At 64.0% G+C, this 24,331-nt stretch carries 22 protein-coding genes; 11 read left to right on the forward strand and 11 right to left on the reverse strand.

Features of this window, described 5'->3' with window-relative positions; translation table 11 throughout:
• Positions 1 to 297 precede the first annotated feature (297 nt).
• The 3 genes from FE240_RS17160 to FE240_RS17170 all read left to right on the forward strand — a co-directional run bounded on the left by FE240_RS17160 (position 298) and on the right by FE240_RS17170 (position 3,369).
• Positions 298 to 1,215, forward strand: coding sequence for a DMT family transporter (locus FE240_RS17160; protein WP_193002673.1), 918 nt, complete (start codon positions 298 to 300; stop codon positions 1,213 to 1,215).
• Entirely contained in the window at positions 1,199 to 2,800 is a 1,602-nt protein-coding gene (locus FE240_RS17165) for a VRR-NUC domain-containing protein (protein ID WP_193002675.1), read from the forward strand. The genes FE240_RS17160 and FE240_RS17165 overlap by 17 nt, the downstream gene beginning before the upstream one ends.
• A 104-nt stretch (positions 2,801 to 2,904) precedes the next feature.
• Positions 2,905 to 3,369 carry a hypothetical protein gene (locus tag FE240_RS17170; RefSeq protein ID WP_193002677.1) on the forward strand — a complete coding sequence of 155 codons (465 nt, stop codon included), beginning with the start codon at positions 2,905 to 2,907 and terminating at the stop codon, positions 3,367 to 3,369.
• Positions 3,370 to 3,428: 59 nt separating this feature from the next.
• On the opposite strand, the gene argH is transcribed toward FE240_RS17170, so the two are convergent.
• The 5 genes from argH to argC form a co-directional block, all read right to left on the reverse strand.
• Entirely contained in the window at positions 3,429 to 4,811 is a 1,383-nt protein-coding gene (gene argH / locus FE240_RS17175; protein ID WP_193002679.1) for an argininosuccinate lyase, read from the reverse strand.
• A gap of 75 nt (positions 4,812 to 4,886) precedes the next feature.
• Positions 4,887 to 6,122: an argininosuccinate synthase gene (locus tag FE240_RS17180; RefSeq protein WP_042046239.1), complete on the reverse strand. Its 1,236-nt coding sequence runs from the start codon at positions 6,120 to 6,122 to the stop codon at positions 4,887 to 4,889.
• A gap of 26 nt (positions 6,123 to 6,148) precedes the next feature.
• Positions 6,149 to 7,063, reverse strand: a complete 915-nt coding sequence (locus FE240_RS17185) for an ornithine carbamoyltransferase (protein ID WP_193002681.1) — start codon at positions 7,061 to 7,063, stop codon at positions 6,149 to 6,151.
• Between the two features lie 13 nt (positions 7,064 to 7,076).
• Complete coding sequence (gene argB, locus FE240_RS17190; protein WP_193002683.1) at positions 7,077 to 7,856, reverse strand: acetylglutamate kinase; 780 nt, start codon at positions 7,854 to 7,856, stop codon at positions 7,077 to 7,079.
• An 11-nt stretch (positions 7,857 to 7,867) separates the two neighbouring features.
• Entirely contained in the window at positions 7,868 to 8,875 is a 1,008-nt protein-coding gene (gene argC, locus FE240_RS17195) for an N-acetyl-gamma-glutamyl-phosphate reductase (RefSeq protein WP_193002685.1), read from the reverse strand.
• A 249-nt stretch (positions 8,876 to 9,124) separates the two neighbouring features.
• Here argC and argE point away from each other — a divergent pair, with 249 nt between their 5' ends.
• Together argE and ppc are read left to right on the forward strand one after the other, a co-directional pair.
• A complete protein-coding gene (gene argE / locus FE240_RS17200) occupies positions 9,125 to 10,270 on the forward strand; it encodes an acetylornithine deacetylase (protein ID WP_193002687.1) in 1,146 nt (381 codons plus the stop codon).
• Positions 10,271 to 10,466: 196 nt separating this feature from the next.
• Positions 10,467 to 13,100 (forward strand): phosphoenolpyruvate carboxylase, encoded by a 2,634-nt coding sequence (ppc, locus tag FE240_RS17205; RefSeq protein WP_193002689.1) that lies wholly within the window; start codon positions 10,467 to 10,469, stop codon positions 13,098 to 13,100.
• A gap of 247 nt (positions 13,101 to 13,347) precedes the next feature.
• Here ppc and FE240_RS17210 read toward each other — a convergent pair whose 3' ends face one another.
• A complete protein-coding gene (locus tag FE240_RS17210; RefSeq protein ID WP_193002691.1) occupies positions 13,348 to 13,683 on the reverse strand; it encodes a hypothetical protein in 336 nt (111 codons plus the stop codon).
• 259 nt (positions 13,684 to 13,942) lie between these two features.
• Here FE240_RS17210 and ybaK point away from each other — a divergent pair, with 259 nt between their 5' ends.
• On the forward strand, positions 13,943 to 14,404 hold the full coding sequence (ybaK, locus tag FE240_RS17215) for a Cys-tRNA(Pro) deacylase (RefSeq protein ID WP_042046247.1): 462 nt from the start codon (positions 13,943 to 13,945) through the stop codon (positions 14,402 to 14,404).
• A gap of 28 nt (positions 14,405 to 14,432) precedes the next feature.
• Here ybaK and FE240_RS17220 read toward each other — a convergent pair whose 3' ends face one another.
• Both FE240_RS17220 and FE240_RS17225 read right to left on the reverse strand, forming a co-directional pair.
• On the reverse strand, positions 14,433 to 15,149 hold the full coding sequence (locus tag FE240_RS17220) for a GNAT family N-acetyltransferase (protein WP_193002693.1): 717 nt from the start codon (positions 15,147 to 15,149) through the stop codon (positions 14,433 to 14,435).
• Positions 15,139 to 15,573, reverse strand: coding sequence for a rhodanese-like domain-containing protein (locus FE240_RS17225; RefSeq protein WP_042046250.1), 435 nt, complete (start codon positions 15,571 to 15,573; stop codon positions 15,139 to 15,141). The genes FE240_RS17220 and FE240_RS17225 overlap by 11 nt, the downstream gene beginning before the upstream one ends.
• Before the next feature lie 88 nt (positions 15,574 to 15,661).
• Here FE240_RS17225 and pdxR point away from each other — a divergent pair, with 88 nt between their 5' ends.
• The 4 genes from pdxR to FE240_RS17245 all read left to right on the forward strand — a co-directional run bounded on the left by pdxR (position 15,662) and on the right by FE240_RS17245 (position 19,204).
• Positions 15,662 to 17,086 (forward strand): MocR-like pyridoxine biosynthesis transcription factor PdxR, encoded by a 1,425-nt coding sequence (pdxR, locus tag FE240_RS17230; RefSeq protein ID WP_193002695.1) that lies wholly within the window; start codon positions 15,662 to 15,664, stop codon positions 17,084 to 17,086.
• Between the two features lie 102 nt (positions 17,087 to 17,188).
• A complete protein-coding gene (locus FE240_RS17235) occupies positions 17,189 to 17,590 on the forward strand; it encodes a CidA/LrgA family protein (protein WP_193002697.1) in 402 nt (133 codons plus the stop codon).
• Positions 17,583 to 18,272: an LrgB family protein gene (locus tag FE240_RS17240; RefSeq protein WP_193002699.1), complete on the forward strand. Its 690-nt coding sequence runs from the start codon at positions 17,583 to 17,585 to the stop codon at positions 18,270 to 18,272. Before FE240_RS17235 ends, FE240_RS17240 begins: the two co-directional genes overlap by 8 nt.
• Before the next feature lie 53 nt (positions 18,273 to 18,325).
• Positions 18,326 to 19,204, forward strand: a complete 879-nt coding sequence (locus tag FE240_RS17245; RefSeq protein WP_193002701.1) for a hypothetical protein — start codon at positions 18,326 to 18,328, stop codon at positions 19,202 to 19,204.
• On the opposite strand, the gene FE240_RS17250 is transcribed toward FE240_RS17245, so the two are convergent.
• The 3 genes from FE240_RS17250 to metB form a co-directional block, all read right to left on the reverse strand.
• Entirely contained in the window at positions 19,195 to 20,067 is an 873-nt protein-coding gene (locus FE240_RS17250) for a LysR family transcriptional regulator (RefSeq protein WP_193002703.1), read from the reverse strand. The genes FE240_RS17245 and FE240_RS17250 overlap by 10 nt on opposite strands.
• 119 nt (positions 20,068 to 20,186) lie before the next feature.
• Complete coding sequence (locus FE240_RS17255) at positions 20,187 to 22,637, reverse strand: bifunctional aspartate kinase/homoserine dehydrogenase II (protein ID WP_193002705.1); 2,451 nt, start codon at positions 22,635 to 22,637, stop codon at positions 20,187 to 20,189.
• Entirely contained in the window at positions 22,637 to 23,800 is a 1,164-nt protein-coding gene (metB, locus tag FE240_RS17260) for a cystathionine gamma-synthase (protein WP_193002707.1), read from the reverse strand. The genes FE240_RS17255 and metB overlap by 1 nt, the downstream gene beginning before the upstream one ends.
• A gap of 173 nt (positions 23,801 to 23,973) precedes the next feature.
• Between metB and metJ the strand changes: the two genes are divergently transcribed.
• Complete coding sequence (gene metJ, locus FE240_RS17265) at positions 23,974 to 24,297, forward strand: met regulon transcriptional regulator MetJ (protein ID WP_193002709.1); 324 nt, start codon at positions 23,974 to 23,976, stop codon at positions 24,295 to 24,297.
• The last annotated feature ends 34 nt before the right edge of the window (positions 24,298 to 24,331 follow it).

Genomic DNA, 24,331 nt, shown 5'->3' on the forward strand with positions numbered 1-24,331 from the left:
CTCCAAGAGTATATAAAGAACATAAATCAACACCGCCCGACCGAGATTACTCCCGCCAGAGGTGTGATTTTTAACGTTTCCTCCACAGATCGGGAGGACTGTATGGCCGAATATCTCGGCAGACGAACCTTAGTTCGGCTCTCCTCGAGGGAGAGCGCAGAAGATTATACCGATTTTCAGCGGGGGTGCAACCGGGTAAGTACAGATATTGTGCAGTTTTGTTCCCGCTGCTGATGACATGGCAACTCTGTTAGACTGCCGGTTCCGCGCAGGAATCACACGGATGTCTATTCCCCCATGAAAGATCAGAAAAAGGCCTACCTGTTCGCCCTGGCGACCGTAGCCATGTGGTCGACCGTCGCCACCGCCTTCAAGCTCTCGCTACAGTACTTCCAACCGGTGCAACTGCTGTTGATCGCGGCCTGTACTTCGGCACTGGCCCTACTGGGCATCGTCGCTCGTCAAGGCAAGCTGGCGCTGCTTTGGGAGTACCTGAAGGCGCGCCCCTTCTATTACCTAACCCTCGGCACCCTCAACCCTTTTCTCTATTACCTGCTGCTGTTCAAGGCTTATGATCTGCTGCCGGCCCAACAGGCACAGACCCTCAACTACACCTGGGCCATCACCCTCTCCCTGCTGGCGGTCCCCTTCCTCGGTCAGACACTGCGCCGCCGCGACGGCGTCGCCATCGTGCTCGGCTACTTCGGCGCCCTGGTGATCGCCACCAAGGGGGATCTCTTTGGCCTGCAATTCGACAGCCCGCTCGGGGTCACGCTGGCGCTCGGTTCAACCCTGATCTGGGCCGGCTACTGGATCCTCAACACCCGCAACCAGGGTGACCCCGTGGTCAGCCTGTTGCTCGGTTTTCTCATCAGTATTCCTTGGATTATACTGGCCACCGCCCTGCTGGCCGATTTCCACATGACCGCCTGGCAGGGGTGGGTGGGCGCCATCTATGTGGGACTGTTCGAGATGGGGTTTGCCTTCGTGCTCTGGCTACTGGCTCTGCGCCACGCCACCAACACGGCCCCCATCAGCAACCTTATCTTCATCTCGCCGTTTGCCTCCCTGCTGCTACTACGCCTGCTGGTCGGAGAGGAGATCCATCCCGCCACCCCGGTGGGGCTGACGCTCATCATCGCCGCCCTACTGATCCAGCAGCTCAAGTATGGCAAGCGCTATCGCAAGGTCGTCCGTGATGACAAGCCCGGTTGAGCTGGCCCCCGACTACTACCTCGGCAACTTCCGCCTGCTGCTGGGGTGGGTCGAGGAGCGCTATGGCGATCTGCTCATCGCCGAGGAGCGGGGCTGGCTGACGCGCTTTACCTCCCTCTCCCACCCGGCGGCCTGCCTGCTGGTGCGCCTGCTTTCACGCAAGGGAGAGTGGTTTCGCGCCGACAAGCTGCACTACCCCGAGATCGGTGCACTGCCGCTCGATGAACTGGCCGACGCCGGCTTTATCCGGCTCGCCACCCCCTCCTGGCCCGAACTCGGTCTCCTGCTCACCAAGCCCGAGCTGCACGCCCTCGCCCCCGAGCAACCCCGCAGTGCCCGCAAGGATCAGTTGCTGGCGCGTCTCGCCGAGGCCCCCCTCCCCGCTCTTGCCTTTCGCACCTTGCAGGTCGTAGACCGCCCCCTGCTCGAGCGCTTCCTGCTGCTGTTTTTCGGCAACCGGGAGCAGAGCCTCACCGAGTTTGTGTTGCTCGATCTCGGCCACTACCGCTACGAGCCCTACCCCATCGGCGCCGACGATCGCCTGTTCCAGAGCCGCGCCCAGCTCGATACTAGGCTTGCCCTCGACCAGTGGCACGACGCCTGGCAACAGGCTCGCGAGGCACAGGGGCCGGCAGCGGCCAGCGAATGGCAGGCGACACTGCCCGCCGAACCCCAGTGGCCCGCCTTGCAAGGTCGCCACGAGCGGCTGCGTCTCGCGCTGGCTCGGGATCTGGAACGCGCCGGTGAACCCGCTGCCGCCCTCACCCTCTACCGCACCTGCCAGCGCCCCCCTGCGCGGGAGCGGCAGGTGCGCCTGCTGCTGGAGGCAGGCGATCTTGGCGCAGCCGAGACCTTACTCCACACCATGCTGGCCGCTCCGCTCGATGAAGAGGAGCGCGAGGTCCGCCGGCCGCTCGCCGATAAACTGGCACGCCAGCGCGGGCACAAGGTGGCGCGCCACCGTCACCCCCTTCCCCCCACCTGGCACCTCACCCTGCCCGACTGGCCGGGCCGGGTTGAAGAGGCCGCCCTCGAGGCCCTCGCCGCCGAGGGGTGGCAGGGGTTTTGGTGTGAGAACGCCCTCATCAACGGCCTGTTCGGCCTCGCCTTCTGGGAGATCATCTTCAGCCCCCAGCCCGGCGTCTTCTTCAACCGCTACCAACGCGCGCCGGCCGACATGTTCTCGGCCAACTTCATACAGCGGCGCCAAGCGCAGTTCGACGCGAGGTGGCAAGAACTGGCCACCCCGGCAAGCTGGCTCGCCCTGCTCGATCGCTATGACGAAAAGCTAGGCACCCTCAACGCTTGGGTCGAATGGGAGCGGCTACCACGCGAGCTGCTGGAGCTGGCGCTGACCACCATCCCCCTCGCCCAGCGGCTAGCCATGCTGGAGCGGCTCAGCTTCGATCTGCGCGGCAACCGTAGCGGCCAACCCGATCTGGCCCTGTTCAGGGAGGGAGAGTATTGCCTGGTCGAGGTGAAGGGGCCGGGCGACGAGCTGCAATCCCACCAGCGCCGCTGGTTGCAGCACTTTGCCGCCTGCGACATCCCCCATGCGGTGGCACGCATCACCCGGCAGGAATAAATCAGTTGGCGGCTCAGCAAGTTAGTCTCTTGCGAGCTTTTTGGACAAAAAGTGGCCTGAACACTGCAACCGTTCGAGGGTTACTTCCTCAGAGGATCGAGGCCATGTCCATCACCGCTCTACTCCCTCTCGCCTCACTGGCGCTCAAGCTCGGGGGCACCTTGCTATCGAGCCACACCGAGTCCCCCAAGGCCGCCCCCCGCTCCGAGAGCAATGAACGCGCCCTGGCGCCCACCCTGCAAGGGTTGTTTCGCCGGCTCGGCGCCAGCAACCCCAACGATGAGGGGCAACAGGGCGCTATCGAGCAGTTCATGACCCAGTTGATGGCGGGGCTTAAAAACTTGGCCCCGGAGCAATCGCTGCAAGGGGCGGTCGGCACCCTGCAACAGCAGTTGGCCAGCGGCAGCGCAGGCGCCGAAGGTGAGGCGTTGCAGCAGGCCTACACCAGCCTCAAGAGCCAGCTCAACCTGAGCCCGGCCGATCTCGGTGCCTTTCTCGATACCTTTGCCACCACCCTGCCACGCGGTCGTGGTGAGGGGGTCGGCGGCCTGCTCGCCACCCGGGCCTGAATAAAAAAAGGCGGCAACCCGAGAGTTGCCGCCACCACGTCGCTAAAACAGAAAAGGGATCAGCCGCGTCCGGCCAACAGGGCCTCGGCCGCCTCCAGCGCCGCCGCGATCTGCTGCGGTGCCACACCCCCCTTGGCAACCCGCTTGGCCAGGGTTGCCTCCAGCTCCAGGTTCGGATAGACATCCGCCGCGATGAGCGGGCTGAAGCGGGCGAACTCGTCCAGGCTCAGCCCTTCCAGCGGTTTTTGCACCCCGATGGCGTAGACCACGGCCTCACCGACGATGTGGTGCGCCTCGCGAAACGGTATGCCCTTGGCCACCAGGTAGTCGGCCAGCTCGGTCGCGTTAGCGTAGCCGCCCTGGGCCGCCGCCTTGGTGCGCTCGCCGTTGACCTTGAGATCGACCAGCACCAGCGCCGCCATGTCCAGGCAGTCATGCCAGGTATCGAGGGCGTCAAACAGCCCCTCTTTATCCTCTTGCATGTCCTTGTTGTAGGCCAGCGGCAGCGCCTTGAGGGTCATCAGCATGGCCATCTGGGCACCGGCCACCCGGCCAGCCTTGCCACGGATCAACTCCAGCGCATCCGGGTTCTTCTTCTGCGGCATCAGGGAGGAGCCCGAGGTGACCGCATCGGAGAGCTCGAGGAACCCCGCCTCACCGGTGTTGTAGAAGATGAGATCTTCGGCCAGACGCGACAGGTGGGCCATGGAGAGCGAGGCCACGTGCATCAGCTCGACCACGTGATCCCGATCCGAGACCGAATCCAGGCTATTGCGGGTCGCCCCGACAAAGCCGAGATCGTGGGCCAGCGCCTCCCGATCGATGGCATACGCGGTGCCTGCCAAGGCACCACAGCCGAGCGGGCTGGTATCGAGACGCTTAAGGGCGTCCTGCAACCGGCTGTAGTCCCGCTCCAGCATCTCCACATAGGCCAGCGCCCAGTGGCTGAAGGTGACCGGCTGGGCCCGCTGCAAGTGGGTGTAGCCGGGCAGCACGGTGTGCTGATGCGCCCGGGCACAACCGACCAGCCCCTGTTGCAGGGCGGTAATGGAGGCGAGTAGCAGCTCCCCTTGCGCCTTGCACCAGAGCTTCAGATCGGTGGCGACCTGATCGTTACGGGAACGCCCGGTGTGCAGCTTCTTACCGAGATCGCCGACCGCCGCGATGAGCTTGCCCTCGACCCAGGAGTGGATGTCTTCGGCATCCGAGCTCAGGATCTGCTGCGGGTCCTGCTGCACCGAGGCCAGCAGGGTTTCCATCGCCTGTTGCAGGCTGGCCTGCTCGGCGGCGGTCAGCACCCCGACCTTGACCAAGGCGCGGGCCCAGGCCATGGAGCCCTGGATGTCCTGCTCCGCCAGGCGGTAATCGAAGCGCAGTGAATCGTTGAACTGCTTGAATCTTGCGTCCGCGCCCTGACTAAAGCGCCCACCCCAAAGTGCCATCTCGTTACTCCTTACGTCGATCCTGTCTCTGTCTATTTACGGGGGTGGCCCGCATCGTGGCCACCCCGTCACACCTTAACCGTGAGTGTGATCACCACCGATAGCCTGGTTCTGCTCCTTCATGGCGCGGATCCGGCTGGCCAGGGTGTAGAGACGGATGAAGCCGTCAGCATGGCTCTGGTCGTACACTTCGTCGGCCCCAAAGGTCGCGAAGTCTTCGGAGTAGAGGCTGTTGGGCGACTTCTTCTGGGTCGCGGTGACCTGACCCTTGTACATCTTCAGCACCACTTCACCGTCGAGATCCTCGGCGATGGCGTTGGCGGAGGCGAGGATCGCCTTGCACAGCGGGGTGAACCAGCGGCCGTCATACACCAGGTGGGAGAACTCGGCGCCGAGCTTCTCACGCCAAGCGCGGGTCGGTCTGTCCAGCACCAGCTCTTCCACGGCGCGCAGGGCCGCCACCATGACGGTACCGCCCGGGGTCTCGTAGCAACCGCGGGACTTCATGCCCACCATGCGGTTCTCGGTGATGTCGACCCGGCCAACGCCGTGCTTGCCGGCACGCTCGTTCAGGGTGGTCAGGATCTGGTGCGGGGTCAGCTTCTGGTCATCCACGGCCACCACTTCGCCCTTGGCGACGGTCAGCTTGACGTACTCGGGCTGATCCGGAGCCTGCTCGGCAGAGACAGTCCACTGCCACACGGCTTCGGACGGCTCGTTCCAGGTGCTCTCCAGCTCGCCACCCTCGGTGGAGATGTGCCAGGCGTTAGCATCGCGGCTGTAGATCTTCTTCAGGGTTGCCTTGCAGGGGATGTTGCGCGCTTCCAAGTAGGCCAGCAGATCTTCACGGGAGCGCATGTCCCACAACCGCCACGGGGCGATCACCTTGAGCTGCGGAGCCAGGGCGGCCACGGCGCCTTCGAAACGCACCTGATCGTTGCCCTTGCCGGTACAGCCGTGGGAGATGGCATCCGCCCCTTCGGCCAGGGCCGCTTCCACCATCGCCTTGGCGATCACAGGACGAGCCATGGAGGTACCCAGCAGATAGGTGCCTTCATAGATGGCGCCGGTCTTCAGGGTCGGGTAGACGTACTCTTTGACGAACTCTTCGCGCAGATCCTTGATGATGCACTTGACCGCGCCGGAGGCGAGGGCCTTCTGCTCGATCCCTTCCAGGTCGTCACGCTCCTGGCCCACGTCGGCAACGAAAGCGATGATTTCGGCGTCATAGTGCTCTTTGAGCCAGGGGATGATGGCCGAGGTGTCCAGTCCGCCGGAATAGGCCAATACAATCTTGTTGATTCCACTCATGATCTTTCTCTCCGTGACAATTTAAATCAGTGTTGGCCGCCCAGCAGGGTCAGCAGAATAGCGTTCTGGATGTGCATGCGGTTCTCCGCCTCGTCGAGGATCAGAGAGGCGGGGCCGTCCATCACTTCCGAGGTGATCTCGAGATCGCGATGGGCCGGCTGGCAGTGCAGCACGTGGCGGATGCCGGTACGATCCAGCAGCGCCTGATTAATCTGGTAGGGCATGAAGAGCTCCATGACCTGCTCCATCGGGGTGGAGTCCCCCATCGATACCCAGGTATCGGTGTAGGCCACATCGAAGCCTTCGATCGCCGCGATGTCATCGCTCACCGCCAGAGTGGCGCCGCTCTGGGCGGCCAGGGCCTGAGCCTGCTGGAAGATCTGCACATCCGGGCCATGCCCCTTGGGGCAGACCAGGGTGACATCGGTACCGAGAATGGCGCCGGTCAGCAGCAGGGAGTGGCTGACATTGTTGCCATCCCCCAGATAAGCCAACTTCACCTTGCTCAGATCTGAATAGTTTTCCGAGATGGTCATAAAGTCGGCGAAGGCCTGACACGGGTGATAGAGGTTGCACAGGCTGTTCACCACCGGCACGCTGCCGTGCTCGGCCATCTCGACCAAGGTCTGGTGATCAAACACCCGGGCCACAATGCCGTCACACCAGCGCGACAGGTTGCCGGCGAAATCCTTCACCGACTCGCGCTTGCCAAGGGCCCCGTTCTGCTGATCCATGTAGACACTGTGGCCGCCCAATTTGGCGATGCCGATGTCAAAGGTGACCCGGGTGCGCAAAGAGGGCTTCTCAAACAGGGTCACCAGGCTCTTGCCCGCCAGGGACTGGCTGTACTTTTTCGGATCGGCCTTGATGGCCTTACCGAGCTTGATGAGGGCCAGGAGCTGAGCCTGGTCGAATTCGGTACCGGTCAGAAGATGCTGCATGGGAGTGCTCCTTTTACAGGGTGACCTTGGTGCCGACGGCGCCGCCCGCCAGCAGTTTGAGCAACTGATCCGGATAGCGCCAGCTGGCAACACAGACCGGCTTGCCAAGGGTTTCGGCCGCGTGCAGCGCCGCCTTTACCTTGACCGCCATGCCATCGGCGATGACCCCTTTCTCCATCAGATCCAGCGCGGTGGCCTTGTCGAGGGCAGGCACCAGTTTGCCCTTGCCATCGAGAATGCCGCTCACGTCGGAGAGCATCACCAGATCGGCACCGAGCGCCTCGGCAATCGCCGTGGCGGCCTGATCGGCGTTGACGTTCATCAACTGACCTTCGGCAGTGATGCCGATGGAGCTTACCACCGGCAGGAAACCCTGGCCGAGAATGCCTTGCAGCAGGGCCGGGTTACCCGGTTGGCAGTCGCCCACGGCGCCCAGATCCGGATCGAGCTGGGTCACCTGGCACAGACCACCGTCGGCCAGGCAGAGCCCCACCGCCGGAATTCCGGTGGCGATGGCCTTGCCCATCATCTGCTTGTTGGCCGTGCCTGCCAGCGCGCCGGCGATGTAGGGGATCTGCTCGAACGGGGTGACCCGCAGGCCGTTTTTCTTGGTCGATGTGAGCCCCAACCCCTTGAGCAGGTCATCGACCAAACAGCCACCACCGTGCACCAGCACCAGAGGGCGGTGCTGCTCATCGAGGAAGTCCTTGAGGGTCGCGAACAGGGCGCTCAGCGCCTCGTCACTCTCCAGCAGGGCACCGCCCAGCTTGATAACCAGAGTCTGCTTTTCCATGTGATTCTTCCTTAGAGCAGGCCGCAACCCGCCTCGAAACCGAACTTGATGTTGATACATTGAATCGCGTGAGAGGCGGCGCCCTTGAGCAAGTTGTCGATGGCGCTGAACACCACCAAGGTATTGCCCTGCTGCTGCCAGGCCACATCACAGTAAGGCGTCCCCGCCACACCGCGGATCGAGGGCATCCCCTTGGCCAGACGCACCAGCGGCTTGCCGGTATAGGCCTCGTGATAGGCGGCATCGACCTGCTCCGGCGTCACCCCCTCGCCCAGCTGCACATAAATGGTGGCCAGGATGCCGCGCACAAAGTTGCCAAGGTGCGGCTGGAACAGAACCGGGCAGCCGAGGTGATGACCGATCTCGGGCTGGTGCCGATGGGTAAAGGTGCCGTAGGGGCTGAGGCTCACCTCGCAGAAGCTGGTGTTGATGGCCGCCTTGCGTCCGGCGCCGGAGACCCCGGAGACAGCGCTAATGATGGGCTGGCTGCCGGCGGCAATCAGTCCCTTGGCCATCAGCGGCTTGAGGGCGGTGAGCGAGGCGGTCGGATAGCAACCGGCCACGGCAATGAGTTGAGCGGCCGGGATCTTCTCGGCATTCCACTCGGCCAGGCCATAGACCGCCTGTTCCAGCCACTCGGGAGCCTCATGGGAGAAGCCGTAGTACTGCTCGTAGAACCCCTCCTGCTGCACCCGGAAGGCGCCGGAGAGATCGAACACGGTCACCCCTTGCGCCAACAGGTCGGGGGCCAGAGCGGCGCTCACCTCATGGGCGGTGGCCAGCAGCACGATCTCAGCCTGTGCCGGGATAGCGGCCAGCGCGGCTTCATCGAGCGGCTGCAACGGCAGATCAACCTTGCCAAGCAGTTGGGGATAAAGAGCGGAGAGGCTCTTGTTGGCATCCTGGCTGCCAGCAGAGACATAGAGTCCGGTCAGTTGCAGTTGAGGATGGTTCTGTACCAGAGCGGCCAGCTCGGCTCCTGCGTAGCCACTGGCACCGACGATAACGGTATTGAGCATGGATCCTGATCCGTTTTATAGCGTGAAACTTGGCAGCGGGTGCTGCATAAGGATGTCGGGACGAGGAAGCGCCCCAAAATAGGAGGGCGATTCAGGCGTTGGTGCGTCGTCGGTTGATAAACAGGTGACAGAACATGGTGTTTCCCTTACAACTAGTGCCTTAATCGCTGGAGATGAATGGAATATAAATTCACTCGCAGTGCATGAACATGTTCTACCAAAATCCCGGAGGGGGCGCAAGGAGGTTTTATGGCCAGCACGGATTTTTTTTCACTCTACAAGAATATCATTGCGATTCCCTCCATCAGCAGTACCGATCCCAAATGGGATCAGAGCAACGAGGCGGTGATTCGCCTGCTGGCGGACTGGTTCAGCGGGCTCGGCTTTCGCATCGAGGTCACCGCCCTGCCGGATCTGCCCGGTAAGTTCAACCTGGTCGCCACCCTGGGTGAGGGAGAAGGCGGGCTGCTGCTGGCCGGCCACACCGATACGGTGCCGTTCGACGAGGGGGCATGGAACAAGGACCCGTTCAAGGTCACCGAAGAGGGCAACCGCCTCTATGGCCTCGGCACCATCGACATGAAGGGGTTCTTTGCCTTTATCGTCGAGGCGCTCAAAGAGATCGATCCCACGCAGCTCAAAAAACCGCTGCGCATCCTGGCCACCGCCGACGAAGAGACCACCATGGCCGGTGCCCGTGCCATCGCGGCGGCGGCCGAGCTCAAACCCGACTACGCAGTGATCGGCGAACCAACCGGGCTGGTGCCCGTGCTGGCCCACAAGGGACACATGTCCGAGGCCATTCGCATCACAGGCAAGAGCGGCCACAGCTCGGACCCGGCCAACGGCGTCAACGCGCTGGAGCTGATGCACCAGGCCATGGGGCAGATCCTCGGTCTGCAACGCCGCCTCAAGGAGCAGTACGCCGATCCGCGCTTCGCCGTGCCCCAGCCGACCCTCAACCTTGGCTACATTCAGGGGGGCGACAGCCCGAACCGCATCTGCGGCTGCTGCGAGCTGCACATCGATATGCGCCCCACCCCGCAGGTGGGCCCGGAGGAGTTGATGGGCATGCTCAAAGAGGCGCTCTCCCCCATCGAGATCCACCAGCCCGGTTGCCTGCACCTGCAACACTTGCACGAGCCGATCCCGCCCTATGCCTGCCCAGACGATGCCGTTCTGGTGCGCGAGGCGGAGCGGGCCAGCGGCCGGCGTGCCGAAAGCGTCAACTATTGCACCGAAGCCCCCTTTATTCAGCAGCTTGGTTGCGAGACCATAGTGCTCGGCCCCGGCCATATCGCTCAGGCACACCAGCCGGATGAATACCTGGATCTCTCCTTCGTGGAGCCAACCAAGCAGGTGCTACGCCACCTGATCCAGCGTTTTTGTATGTAAAAAACCTACAAAACAGAACACGGGCTTAATCGGAACTTAAATACATCTTCACTATCGAGGCGTTATTTGACCTTGCGCAGGAGACGCGAGTAGATTGTGCCCATAAGATGACGGAACGAATGTTGTGTGATTACAACATTGTCGATGAGCGGACTCCGCCCGGAAGCGACGGAGCCATCAGCAATAAGGATGTGGAATGAACGAGAAATACGCTGCGCTACGCGCCAACGTGAACCTGCTAGGCCAACTGCTCGGCAAGTCTATCAAGGATCACAAAGGCCAGGTCTTCCTCGACAAGATCGAGACGATTCGCCGCCTGGCCAAATCCTCCCGCCAAGGTAACGAGAACGATCGCCAGACCCTGATCGATACCTTGCAGACCCTGAGTGACGAAGAGCTGCTGCCGGTGGCCCGCGCCTTCAGCCAGTTCCTCAATCTGGCTAACGTGGCGGAGCAGTTCCACACCATCTCGCGTAACTTCGCCGATCAGACCGGCGCGTCCGACCCGCTCGAGCAACTGTTTACCAAGCTCAAGGCCTCCGATCTCTCCCAAGAGGCGATCGTCAACGCCGTGCGCGAGCTCGACATCGATCTGGTGCTGACCGCTCACCCCACCGAGGTGACCCGTCGCACCCTGATCCACAAGCACGTCCAGCTCAACGACTGCCTCGAAGCACTGGAACTCTCCGATCTGCTGCCCAAAGAGCGTGACCGCATCATCGATCGCATCGAGCAGCTCATCAATCAGGCCTGGCACACCAACGAGATCCGCGAACAGCGCCCGACGCCGGTCGACGAGGCCAAGTGGGGCTTTGCCGTCATCGAGAACAGCCTGTGGCCGGCCATCCCCGAATTCATGCGCCACCTCGACGAGCAGCTGCAACAGCACCTCGGCGTGCGCCTGCCGCTCGATGCTGCCCCCGTGCGCTTCACCTCCTGGATGGGGGGCGACCGTGACGGCAACCCCTTCGTCACCGCCAAGGTGACCGCCAAGGTGCTCGAACTGGGCCGCTGGATGGCCATCAACCTGTTCTATCAGGAGATCAAGGAGCTCACCTCCGAGCTCTCGATGGGCGACTGCACCGACGAGCTGCGCGCCGTGGTCGGCGACAATCCCGAACCCTACCGCGCCCTGGTACGCGAGCTGCGCGAGCAGCTTCGCGAGACCAAGGAGCACCTCACCGCCAAGGTGCAGGGTCATCAGACTGAGAGCCGTGATCTGGTGCGCTCCACCGCCCAGCTGCGCGAGCCGCTTGAGCTTTGCTACCACTCCCTGCACGCCTGCGGCATGGGCAACATCGCCGACGGCATGCTGCTCGACGTGCTGCGCAAGGTGGCCTGCTTCGGTGTGCATCTGGTCAAGCTCGACATCCGCCAAGATGGTGAGCGCCACGCCCTGGCCCTCTCCGAGCTGACCCGCCACCTCGGCCTCGGCGACTACATGGAGTGGAGCGAAGAGGACAAGCAGACCTTCCTGCTGACCGAGCTCAACTCGCGCCGCCCGCTGATCCCGGCCGACTGGGAGCCAAGCGAAGAGACTCGCGAAGTGCTCGACACCTGCAAGGTGATCGCCGAGAGCGACCCGGATGCCTTTGGCATCTACATCATCTCGATGGCCGGCGCCTCCTCCGACGTGCTCTCCGTGCAACTGCTGCTCAAGGCCGCCGGGTGCAAGTTCCGCATGCCGGTCGCCCCCCTGTTCGAGACCCAGGAAGACCTGATGGCGGGCACCGCCGTCATGGAGCGTCTGCTCTCCATCGACTGGTACCGCGGTTACATCCAAGGCCGCCAGTACATCATGATCGGCTACTCCGACTCGGCCAAAGACGCGGGCATGATGGCCGCCGGCTGGGCCCAGTACGCCGCCATGGAGTCCCTGGTCGCCCTGGCCGAGGCCAACAACCTGCGCCTGACCTTGTTCCACGGCCGTGGCGGTACAGTCGGTCGCGGCGGTGCGCCGGCCCACCAGGCCCTGCTCTCCCAGCCCCCCGGCTCCCTGCGCGGTGGCCTGCGGGTGACCGAGCAAGGGGAGATGATCCGCTTCAAGTTCGGCCTGCCCAAGGTGGCCATCAACAGCCTCAGCCTCTACACCAGCGCCGTGCTGGAGGGCAACCTGCTGCCCCCGCCGAAGCCCAAGGAGTGCTGGCGCGAGGTGATGGAGCTGCTGGCCGATGTCTCCTGCGAGCACTATCGCAGCGTGGTACGCGGCCATCAGGACTTCGTCCCCTACTTCCGTGCTGCCACCCCCGAGATGGAACTGGGCAAGCTGCCGCTCGGCTCCCGTCCCTCCAAGCGCAAGCCCAACGGCGGCGTCGAGAGTCTGCGCGCCATCCCCTGGATCTTCGCCTGGACCCAGAACCGCCTGATGCTGCCGGCCTGGCTCGGCGCCCAGAAGGGGCTGGAGAAGGCGATCGCGGAAGGCAAGCTCGAGGTACTGAGCGAGATGAGCCGTCAGTGGCCCTTCTTCCGCACCCGCCTCGAGATGCTGGAGATGGTGTTCCTCAAGGCCGACGCCTGGCTGGCCGAGTACTACGACACCCGTCTGGTACCCAAGGAGCTGTGGCCCCTCGGCCAACAGCTGCGCGCCGAACTGGCCGAGTCGATCGAGCTGGTGCTGAAGCTGCGTCCGCAAGGCGGCCTGCTCGATGACCAACCCTGGATCCAGGAGTCCATCAAGCTGCGCAACCCCTACACCGACCCGCTCAACGTGCTGCAAGCCGAGCTGCTCGGCCGCTCGCGCCGTGACCCTGAGTCACTGCACCCCGAGCTGGATCAGGCGCTGATGGTCACCATCGCCGGCATCGCCGCCGGGATGCGCAACACCGGCTGATAGGGATCCCCTGCCTCGAATAGACCAAGGGCGCCAATCTGGCGCCCTTTGCTTTATCCGATGGCATAGGATGAAGGGAATATCAGGCAACACTTGGATTATCGCTGTGACGAAAAGCAGGAAAAATAAACACACGGTTTATTCTGCAATAATGTCGTCGGATAAAGAATCATCCCCTTTTGCAACGATCTAAAGCCCCGAATCGAGCCGAGACACCCTCAGACGGCAATTCCATCTATCCTCATGGCTAACATTTTTCATTCTTCATGATGAGCCGATTTTCCGGGGTAAATAACGCATCTTTCTTCCATTTAACGACGATATTCTTGCAGACCGCCCCAAGACGGAACACCCCCTCAGCAAGGTAATGCTCATCATCCATCATGTATGCATTACTGACGGTCACGACCGCATCAATGTCGTGATGTTCACGGATATCGCCCATGGCAGAAATGTCATAATCCATCGCGACGGCCAGAATTCTATTTTGTGCAATAACATTCAGCTTATTGGTCTTATCCTCACCCATATAAAAATAGAGTGCCGAGGCGACAAGCAATATCAATACGCCTATTTTCTTCAAGATCGATTCCTCTCACCGAGTTATAAGGGGCATGCATAATAACATTCATAAAAATACAGCGACAGCGACAGCGACAGCCTTATTGCTAACAACGCGGAATTCCAACTCACTCATCCATACCCACCCGAGCCGTAAAAAGGAAATACGCCGCATATATAGACGCGCATGGCGTGACGCCAGCGAGGAATAAGCCGGGCTTGCCACCCCCGCCGGGCAGGCGCAGACTATTTGGCCTTGTCTTGCCCCAAGGAGACCCGTCATGACACCCGCCATCAAGCTGCTCGAGAAGCTCAAGATCCCCTTTACCCTGCACCCCTATGAGTGCGAGGCCCACGATGACTTCGGCAAGCACGCGGCGAGCCAGCTGGGCTTGCCCGAGGCGCAGGTGTTCAAGACCCTGATCGCCCATCACGACAAGCAGGCGGTGGTGGCCATCGTCCCCTCCTCCGGCATGTGCAGCCTCAAGCAGCTGGCCAAGGCCACCGGCCTCAAGAAGGTGGAGATGCTCGCCCCCGCCGAGGCGGAGAAGCTGACCGGCTACAAGGTGGGGGGCATCAGCCCGCTGGCCCAGAAGAAACGGCTGCCGACCGTGCTCGACGCCTCGGCGCTGCAATTTGACCGGGTGCTGGTAAGCGGCGGCAAGCGTGGCCTCTCGGTCGGGGTATCGCCGCGCGACATGCAGGAGAAGATGGGCTGGCTGATCGCCCCCATCGGCGAATAAGCAGCAGGGCGGGGCCGCCCTGCTCGTTTCAGTGGCCGCGCGCGGCGGCAGTGAGGGCCGAGAGGGAGAGCCGCTGACGCCCCGCGTCGTCGAAGTTGGCCTCATCGAGCCAGCGCTCGAAACAGGCCCGCAGGGCCGGCCACTCCCCGTCGATCACCGAGAACCAGGCGGTGTCGCGCGAGCGCCCCTTGTCGACCCGCGCCTGACGAAAGACGCCCTCGAAGGTAAACCCCAAACGCAGCGCCGCCTGCCGCGAAGGCAGATTAAGGGCGTTGCACTTCCACTCGTAGCGGCGATAGCCGAGACCAAAGGCGCGCGCCATCATCAGCGCCATGGCGGCCGTCGCGATCCGGGTACGGCGCAGGGTGGGAGCAAAGTGCAGCCAGCCCACCTCTATGCTGCCGGCCTGAGGGTCGATGCGCAGGAAGCTCGCCAGCCCGAGGGCGCGGCCGCTGGCCGCCTCCACGATGGCGTAGAACTGGGGATCGCGCGCCGCCGCCATGCTCTCCAGCCAAGCCTGCCACTCGCTGCGCCCCGCAAACGGGCCGCTGTTGAGGTAGGTCCAGAGCCGGCCATCATCCTCACCGAACGCCTGCCACAGGCTCGCCTCGTGGCGCGCCAAATCGAGTGGTTCAACCCGGCAGCCCCACCCCGCGAGCACCATTGGCTCGGGGAAGGGCGCCCCTTGCCACTCGCTCACCGGCGGGCCGAGCGGCTGGCCAAAATGGTTGATCTCAGCAGCCACACTCCACCTCCGCCACCAGCACGCCGGGCGCCGTGCCAAGCGCCAGCGGATAGCCATCCTGCTGCCACCAGTGCAGGCCGCCGATCAGCTCCTTGACCCGAAAACCGAGGCGCGCCAGTTGGTAGGCTCCCCGGGTCGAGCCGTTGCAGCCGATGCCGTCGCAATAGCAGACATAGACCGCCTCGGGGTCGAGATCGCGCACCCGCTCGGCGCTCATCTCCCGCTGCGGCAGTGACACGGCGCCAGGGATGTGGCCGGCGGCATAACGCTCGGCGGAGCGGGTGTCGATGACCACGATCCCCGCCACCCCAGCGACCAGATCGGCGGCGAGATCGGCCGGATCGGTGCGGCAGGCCAGTTGGGCTTCGAAGAAGGTGGCGGCGAGGTCGGGTGACACCAGGCCAGTAGCGAGAACAGCACTCATGTTGTGACTCCTTGTCTGGGGAATGGCTTCACTCTACCGGGATAATGGTCTACAAATGTGAACCAATTTCGCTCTAGAGAATGGACCAATGAGCGCCCTGCCAACCCTGTTTGCCGATCACGACCCCACCCTCCCACTGCAAGAGCGGCTGGTGCGCACGCTGCGCAGCGCCATCCTCGGCGGCCATCTGTCACAAGGGAGCCGCCTGCCTGCCAGCCGCACCCTGGCGCGCGATCTCTCCCTCTCACGCGGCACGGTCGAGCAGGCCTATGGGCGGCTGGAGGCCGAGGGCTATCTGGTGCGCCGGGTGGGCAGGGGCAGCTTTGTGGCCATCGCCGCCGTCACTCCGCCGCCACCTCCGGTGGCCGGGCACGCCCCCCTTTCGCGGCACGGCGAACGCAGCCTGCTCGAGGGGGCCTGTCAGGAGGAGACCGGCCCGGCATCGAGCTTTGCCAGTGGTCAGGCCGATCCAGTTGCCTTCCCGCGCGAGCTGTGGGGCCGGTTGCTTCAGCAGCAGTGGCGCCAGCACGGCGAGGCGCTGATGCGCTACGGCGATCCGGCCGGCCTGCCGGCGCTGCGCCAGGCCATCGCCGCCTATCTGGCCCAGTCGCGCGGGCTGGTATGCCGTCCCGAGCAGGTGCTGATCCTCACCAGCTCCCAGCAGGGGATCCAGCTCGCCGCCCAGCTCCTGCTCGATCCGGGCGATACCGTCTGGCTCGAGGAGCCGGGCTATCTCGGTGCCCGCCACGCCATGCAAAGCGCCGGAGCCCACCTCCATCCCGTGCCGGTGGATGAGCAGGGGCTCGTGCCCTCCGGCGATCACCCGCCGCCCCGCCTCATCTATACCACCCCCTCCCATCAGTATCCGCTCGGCATGGCGATGAGCCTGCCCCGGCGTATGGCGCTGCTGGCCGAGGCCGAACGACACGGCGCCTGGGTGCTGGAGGATGACTACGACGGGGAGTTTCAATATGACCTGCGACCGCTGCCCTCGTTGCAGGGGCTGGATCGCGGTGGCCGGGTCATCTATGTGGGTACCTTCAGCAAGGTGCTTTTCGGCTCGCTGCGCCTGGCCTATCTGGTGCTGCCGCCCGCCCTGCTGGCTCCCTTTGCCCATGCCCGCGCCACCAGCGACGGCCACAGTAACCAACTGATGCAGGCGGTGACCGCCGAGTTCCTGCAAGGGGGCCACTTCGCCGCCCATCTGCGCCAGATGCGGCTGCTCTATCGCGCTAGGCGCGATCAGCTGCGAGCCCAGCTGGCCGAACACTGTCCCCAGCTCACCCCGATCCACTGCGGAGCCGGGTTGCAGTGCACCGCCCTGTTGCCGGCGGGGGGCGAGGCGCGCTGGACAAGCGCCGCCAATCGGCTCGGGTTGGGGCTGCGTCCATTGAGCCAGTTCTACTTGGGCCAGCCGGATCGGGAGGGGTGGCTGCTCGGCTATGCCGGGCTCGACAACGGCACCCAGCAGCGGCTCTGCCGCACCCTAGGCCGGCTGCTGCGCGAGACCTGATTTCATGCCTTATTGGCATGAAATCCATGATTGGAATTCATTTTCCGACGGTTAAGCGACTTCTTATACTGTGAGCCAGTTCACGATTTCGAGGCTCACCCCATGCTTTCCCGCTTGCGCCCCCTGCTGCTCATCCCCCTTCAGGTCAGCCTGTTGGCGGCCATCTGGTGGGTTGCCGATCTGGCCGTGCTCACCCTGCATCTGCCGCTGCCGGCCAACCTGACCGGCATGTTGCTGTTGCTCGCCCTCATCCTGCTCAAGGTGGTGCGCCCGCACTGGCTCAAGGCCGGGGCCAACTGGCTGCTGGCCGAGATGCTGCTGTTCTTCGTACCGGCCGTGGTGGCGGTGATCAATTATCAGGAGCTGCTGCTCACCGAGGGGTGGCGCATCGGGGTGGTGCTGGTGCTGAGCACTGTGCTGGTGCTCGGCACCACGGCACTGGTGGTCGATCGCCTCTACCGCCTCGAGCTGTACCTCGCCCGCCGGAGCCGCCGCCATGTCTGATACCCTGCTCGGCGTGCTCTGCTTCGCCCTGACCCTGCTGTTTTACTACGCCAGCAAGTGGCTCTACCGGCGCAAGCGCATCCTGCCGCTGATGCCGCTGCTGCTGGCCCCCACCCTGCTGATCGCCGTGGTGGTGCTGTTTCACATCCCCTACGCCGACTACATGGCCGAGTCCCACTGGCTGCTGTGGCTGCTCGGCCCGGCCACGGTCGCCTTTGCCATCCCTATCTATGAGCAGCGCCAGCTAATCCGCCGCCACTGGCTCTCGCTCGGGGTCGGCGTGCTGGCCTCGGTGCTGGTCGCCGTGGCCAGCAGCGTGCTGCTGGCGCGCTGGTTTGCCCTGCCTGAACTGTTGCAACGCAGCCTCGCCATGCGTTCCATCACCACACCGTTCGCCGTCGAGGCGACCCGCTCGGTCGGCGGCAACGCCGATCTCACCGCCCTGTTTGTGGTGCTGACCGGGGTGATCGGCATGGCAGTCGGCGAGACGGTTCTCACCCTGCTGGCGATCCGCAGCCGGCTCGGCAAGGGGGCGGGGTTCGGCGCCTCGGCCCACGGTGCCGGCACCGCCAAGGCCTATCAGCTTGGCAATTCGGAGGGGGTGGTCTCGAGCATGGCGATGATGATCGCTGGCATGGTGACCGTGCTGCTGGCGCCGCTGCTCGGTCAGCTCTTCTGGTAGGAACGGCGGGTCACTATACTCGGAGGCAGCGTTTCCTCTTGGGTGTCTGTACCATGCGCCACTCCCTGCTCCTGCTTCTGTTGCTCTCTTGGCCACTGCTGGCCACCACCCGCTTTACCCTGCTCAGCCCGGATAATCCCTATGATGACCGTTTGCGCTACTACCGGGCGGCGTTGCAACTGGCATTGGAGAAGACCCGCGCCGACTATGGTGACTATGAACTGCGCACCGCACCGCCGATGAACAAGGTGCGGATGCGTCTCGAGGTGCAGAGACCCTCTGCCGATCATCTGGTGACCATCGATAGCTGGCCCCCTCACAAGAGCATGGAACAGGTGGGATTCGCCGCCTTCCCATTTGATCTCGGTATCCTCAGCTATCGGGTCTGCTTCGTCGCACCTGGACGCCAACGCGCACTCGATCGGGTCGAGACGCTGGCACAACTGCAACCCTTCAGTCACGTGCAGGGGCGCGGTTGGCAGGATGTCGACATACTGCGCCACGCCGGTCTGACTGTGTATGAGGTGGAAAACTACGAGGCGATGTTCCGTATGGTGGCCCGTGGCCGGGTCGACCTCTTCTGTCGCGGTATCAACGAGATAGCTCCGGAGTGGCAGTCGCATCAGCCACGGGTGCCCGGTCTGGCGATCGAGCAGCATCTGGCGCTCTACTATCCGCAGGTTCACCTGCTCTACAGCCACGTCAGCCATAAAGAAGAGCTGGCCCGCATCGAGCTCGGGCTGCGCCGGGCCTGGCAGGATGGGTCGCTACCTCAGTTGTGGCGCCAGCACTTCCAGGCCTCCATCGACACGGCCGGCCTTTGCCAGCGCCGCCTCATCCGCCTCGACAACCCCTTCCTGCCCGATGGCGGGCGCCCCTTTCTTCCCTACCTCTACGATCCCGCCCGCGACGCCTTCGGCCTTCAACCCTGAGGGCAGATCTCGAGCCAGGCCTGGGCGGTGCGCGACAGGTAGCGCCCGGTCGGCCAGATCACCCCGAGCCGCCAAGAGAGCGCCGGCGCCAACGGGCGGATCAGCAGGCCGTCGCGGGTCAGACGCTGGCACAGCGGCTCGGGCAGAAAAGCCACCCCCATGCCGCTGTGCACCATGGCGACCAGAAAGTCCCACTGGCTGCTGCGCGCCGCCACCTGAGGGGTGAAGCCCGCCTCGGCGCACAGCTGCTCGAGCCGCTCGCTCAAGGTGAAGGCCTGGGTGTAGAGCAAGAGCGGCTGCTCGCGCAGCGCCGTGATGGGCAGCGGTTCACTGCCCTGCCACTCGGGCCGCTCCGGCAGCACCACCTGCATCGGGTAGGCGGCCAGCTCAAGGGCGCCGAGCCCCTCCTCGTGGCGGGTCGGCAGCATAGTGATGGCCAGATCCACCTCCCCCTCCAGCACCGCCTGCTCGATGCGCCGCCCGCCGTACTCGACGATAGAAAGCTCAACCCCTGGCCAGCGCGCCCGGTAGCTGCGGATGAGATCGGCCACCACGTGGCCGACCATGGGTGGAATGCCGAGCACCAGCTTGCCGCGTTGCAGACTCTGCAAGTCGGCCAGTTCGGCCTCAAGCTGGTGCAGTTCGGCGAGGATCGACTGGGCGCGCTGATAGAGCACCTGACCATAGTCGGTCAGGGTGAAGCGGCGCCCCTCACGGTTGAGCAGCGGCTGGCCCAGCTCGTCCTCTAGGCTGCGCACCATCTTGCTGATGGTGGGCTGGGTGACGAAGAGTTGCTCCGAGGCGCGGGTGAAGCTCTGCTGGCGCACCAGCTCGACGAAGTAGCGCAGGGCGCGAATATCCATGACACCTCCGTTGCATGCCATATCAGCATGAATGGAAGGATTCTAATGCATCAGGGTAAGGAAATCGGCCAAAAACCAGGGGCGCCCATCGGCGCCCCTTTCAATTGACCCCATCGCCCTCACAGGGAGGCGCAGATCTGCCACAGGTCGTACTGGATGGCAGCCGCCGTCACTTCGCGCCCCGCCCCCGGCCCTTGGATCACCAGCGGGTTGGTGCGGTAGCTGTCGCTCTCGATGGCGAAGATGTTGTCGCACGGCAGCAGGTTGGCGAACGGGTGATGCGGCTCGAGGCACTCGAGGCCAACCCGCGCCTTGCCGTCGTGCTCGAAACGCGCCACGTAGCGCAGCACCTTGCCGAGACGTTTCGCGCTCTCGAAGGCGGTCTGGATCGGGCCATCCAGCTCGCGCAGCCGATCCATGAACTGGTCGCTCTCCACCTTGCGCAGGGGCACCGGCACCAGATTCTCCAGCTCGATGTCGTTCGAGTCGAGCTCATAGCCCGCCTCGCGCGCCAGAATGAGCAGCTTGCGACGCACATCCTGCCCCGACAAATCCTCACGCGGATCGGGCTCGGTCAGGCCATGTTGCCACGCCTCTTCCACCAGCTCGGAGAAGGGGCGGATGCCGTCGTACTGCTGGAACAGCCAGGAGAGGGTGCCGGAGAAGATGCCGGAAACCCCGTGGATGCGATCGCCGCTCTGGCGCAGCATCTGGATGCTGGACTGGATCGGCAAGCCGGCCCCCACGGTGGCGTTGTAGCGCCACTGCACCTGATGGTCGTGGCAGGTCTGCTTGACCCGCTGGTAGAACTCGCTGTCGGCGGCACCGGCAAACTTGTTGGCGGCGATGATATGGATGCCGAGCTGGGCCAGTTCGGGGTAGTAGCGACTCACCGTCTCGCTGGCGGTGAGATCGAGGGCAATCAAGGCATCGAAGCTGTGCTGCTCGAGCTGGCCGAGCAACTCGGGCCAGATGAGCGGCTCAGGGCGGATCTCCTGCACCTTGCGCGGGTCGAGCCCCTCTTCGTCGAGACGCCCCCCTTCCGAGCTGTAGACCCCGTACAGGGTCAGGGCCAGATTGAGTTCGCGCTCGAGGCGCGCCTGCTCGCGGGCATACAGGCCGAGCCATTGACTGCCGATGTTGCCCTTGCCAAACACCACCAGCCCGACCCGGGTCGGACGGCTGAACAGGGCGCCGTGCAGGGCGATGAGCAGGGGCTCGAGCACGATCTGGCGCACCACCGCCACCAGACTCAGGCCATCTTTGGCGGCCTGAACGAACTCCAGCGGCTGCTCGGTCAGCAATTGATAGAAGCGGTGGCACTGCTCGGCGTTATCGGTGACGCCGGCCCCCACCAAGGCCACTAGGCTGTAGCCCTCTTTCTGGATGAGGCCAGTGAAGCCCCCCTCCAACTGGAAGTCGCGCAGCAGATCATAGGCGCCGCTTGCCACCTCTAGGGTGTAGGCCAGACGCAGCATGCGGCGATCCGGCTGGCGTTGCAGGGTAAGCGGTTGAATGCGGTGGCGCGCCAGATAGCCTTCGATGATGGCCGCCGCCTGCTCGAAGTCGCTCTGGGGCAGCACCTTGAGCTCGATCAGGGCTATCTGATCGACCGAGGAGACGATGCGCGCCCCGCCGGAGCGCGGTGCCCGGCGCAGGATATGGGTACAGCCCTCGTCCGGGTTGTAGCTGCAACGCAGGGTGAGGCGCTGACGACTGTCTTGCACCGGTTGCAGGGTACGCGAATGCAGCACTGAGGAGCCAAGCCGCGCCAGCTCGTTGGCCTCGGCCAGACTCAGGCGCTCGAGCAGGCGCGCCTCTTTCACCCGGCGCGGATCGGCGCTGTAGACCCCGGCCACGTCGCTCCAGATGGTGGTCGACTCGCCATCGGCCAGGGCCGCCAGCAGGCTGGCGCTGTAGTCCGAGCCATTGCGCCCGAGCAGCAGGGAGCGCCCCTCCATGTCGGCGGCGATGAAGCCGGTCACCACGATGCGCCCCTCATGTTCGGCGAGGCGCGCCTTGAGCAGTTCGCTGGAGAGGGCGTGATCGACCCGGATCAGCGGGCCATCCTCAGCACGCAGGAAGCTGCGGGCATCAAGCCACAGGGTCTTGTGACCACGCTGGGTCAGGAGGGCGGCAAGCAGGCGCGCCGACCACACCTCGCCAAACGCCAGCAGGCCGTTGCGATCGAAGCGATCGAACTGCTGCTCCAGTGTGCGGGCGATGGCGCGCACATCCTCGTTCAACTGCGCACTCAACTCGTCATGCAGCGCCCCCTCGAGCAGACCGTCGATCAGGCTCTGCTGGTAGGCATGCAGGGCGGAGTGGGCCTCGGCGGCCGCTTCATCCCCTGCCACCGCCAGATCCACCAACTGGATCAGGCGGTTGGTGGTCTTGCCCGCCGCCGAGACCACCACCAGCTCGTTGCCGTGTACCTGCTGCTCGACGATGGCCGCGACCCGGCGATAACAGACCGGATCGGCCAGACTGCTGCCACCAAACTTGTGTACATGACGACGCTTCACACCCACTGCTTCTGCCACCGCACTCTCTCCCTTTAATGCTGCCATTACTGCGCGACTCCCTCGGCGACGGCCAGCGCCCGGGCCAGATCGGCCACCAGATCGGGGCCGTGCTCGATACCGACCGACAGACGCAGCAACTGACTGCTGATGCCAGCGCGCGCCTGTGCCTCCGGCGTCATGGCGCGGTGCGTCATGCTGGCCGGGTGGGCCACTAGGCTCTCAACCCCGCCGAGGGACTCGGCCACCGAGAAGAGCTCGAGGGCCGCCAGGAAGGCGCGGATCCCCGCCTCCCCCAGATTGAGCTCGAAACTTACCATGGCACCGAAACCCGCTTGTTGACGGCGCGCAATCTCATGCCCCGGATGGGTGGGCAGGGAGGGGTGATAGATGCGGGTCACCCTGGGCTGCGCCTGGAGAAACGCCAGCACCTGCTCGGTGTTTTCGGCATGACAGCGCAGGCGCGCCCCCAGGGTGCGCAGACCGCGCAGGGTAAGGTAGGAGTCGAATGCCCCGCCGGTCAGCCCGAGGCAGTTGGCCCACCAGGTGAGCTGCTCGGCCAGGGCGGCCTCGGCCGCCACCACGGCGCCGCCGACCACATCGGAGTGACCGTTGATGTACTTGGTGGTGGAGTGCACCACCAGATCGGCACCCAGCGCCAGCGGCTGCTGCCAGAAGGGGGTGAGGAAGGTGTTGTCGACTGCCACCCGCGCACCGGCGGCATGGGCAGCAGTGCAGATGGCGGCCACATCCACCACCCGTAGCAGGGGGTTGGAGGGGGTCTCAATCCATACCAGCTTGGGCTGCTCGGCCAGTGCCTCCGCCAGCGCCTTGTCATCGGCCAGATCGACAAACTTGACCCGGTAGCACCCCTTGGCGGCGAGGTGCTCGAACAGGCGCCAGGTACCGCCATAGCAGTCGTGGGGGGCGATCAGCAGATCCCCCGCCGCGAGCAGGGTGGTACTGACCAGATGCACCGCGCCCATGCCAGTGGAGGTGATGACGGCCCCCGCCCCCCCTTCCAGGGCAGCCAGCGCCTCGGCCAGATTGCTGCGGGTCGGGTTGCCGGAGCGCGCATAGTCGTATTGACGTGGCTCGCCAAAGTCGGCAAAGGTGTAGTTGCTGGAGAGATAGATGGGAGGAACGACCGCCCCGTGCTGGGTGTCGCTCTCGATGCCGACCCGTACGGCGTGGGTTCCCTGATGACTCATCTGCACTCTCCTTCCCTGTTTCGTCTGTGCCCCATCTGGCGAAGCTACACAGTATGCCAAACAGCAAAAGCCGTCAACATGTCTAGACGTCCAAATGGCTTTGCTGTTGGATTGCCATTACCCTCCTTAAGGGTTAAAATTCGGCCTCACGGCTTAACCAGTACAGGTGGATCATGGGAACAGAGTGGAACGGCGACTATGTCAGCCCCTATGCAGAGCACGGCAAGAAGAGTGAGCAGGTCAAGAAAATCACCGTTTCCATCCCGCTCAAAGTGCTTAAGGTGCTGACTGACGAGCGCACCCGCCGCCAGGTCAACAACCTGCGCCACGCCACCAACAGCGAGCTGCTCTGCGAGGCCTTCCTGCACGCCTTTACCGGCCAGCCGCTGCCGTGCGACGAAGATCTGCGCAAGGATCAGCCGGACAGCATTCCAGCCGAGGCGCGCGCCATCATGCAGGCGCTGGGCAAGGAGATCGAGGAGTACGACGCCGAATAAGGCGCTCGCTCCACGACTCTGCCAACACACAAAG

This window comes from Aeromonas simiae (assembly GCF_014892695.1).
Lineage (GTDB): Bacteria > Pseudomonadota > Gammaproteobacteria > Enterobacterales > Aeromonadaceae > Aeromonas > Aeromonas simiae.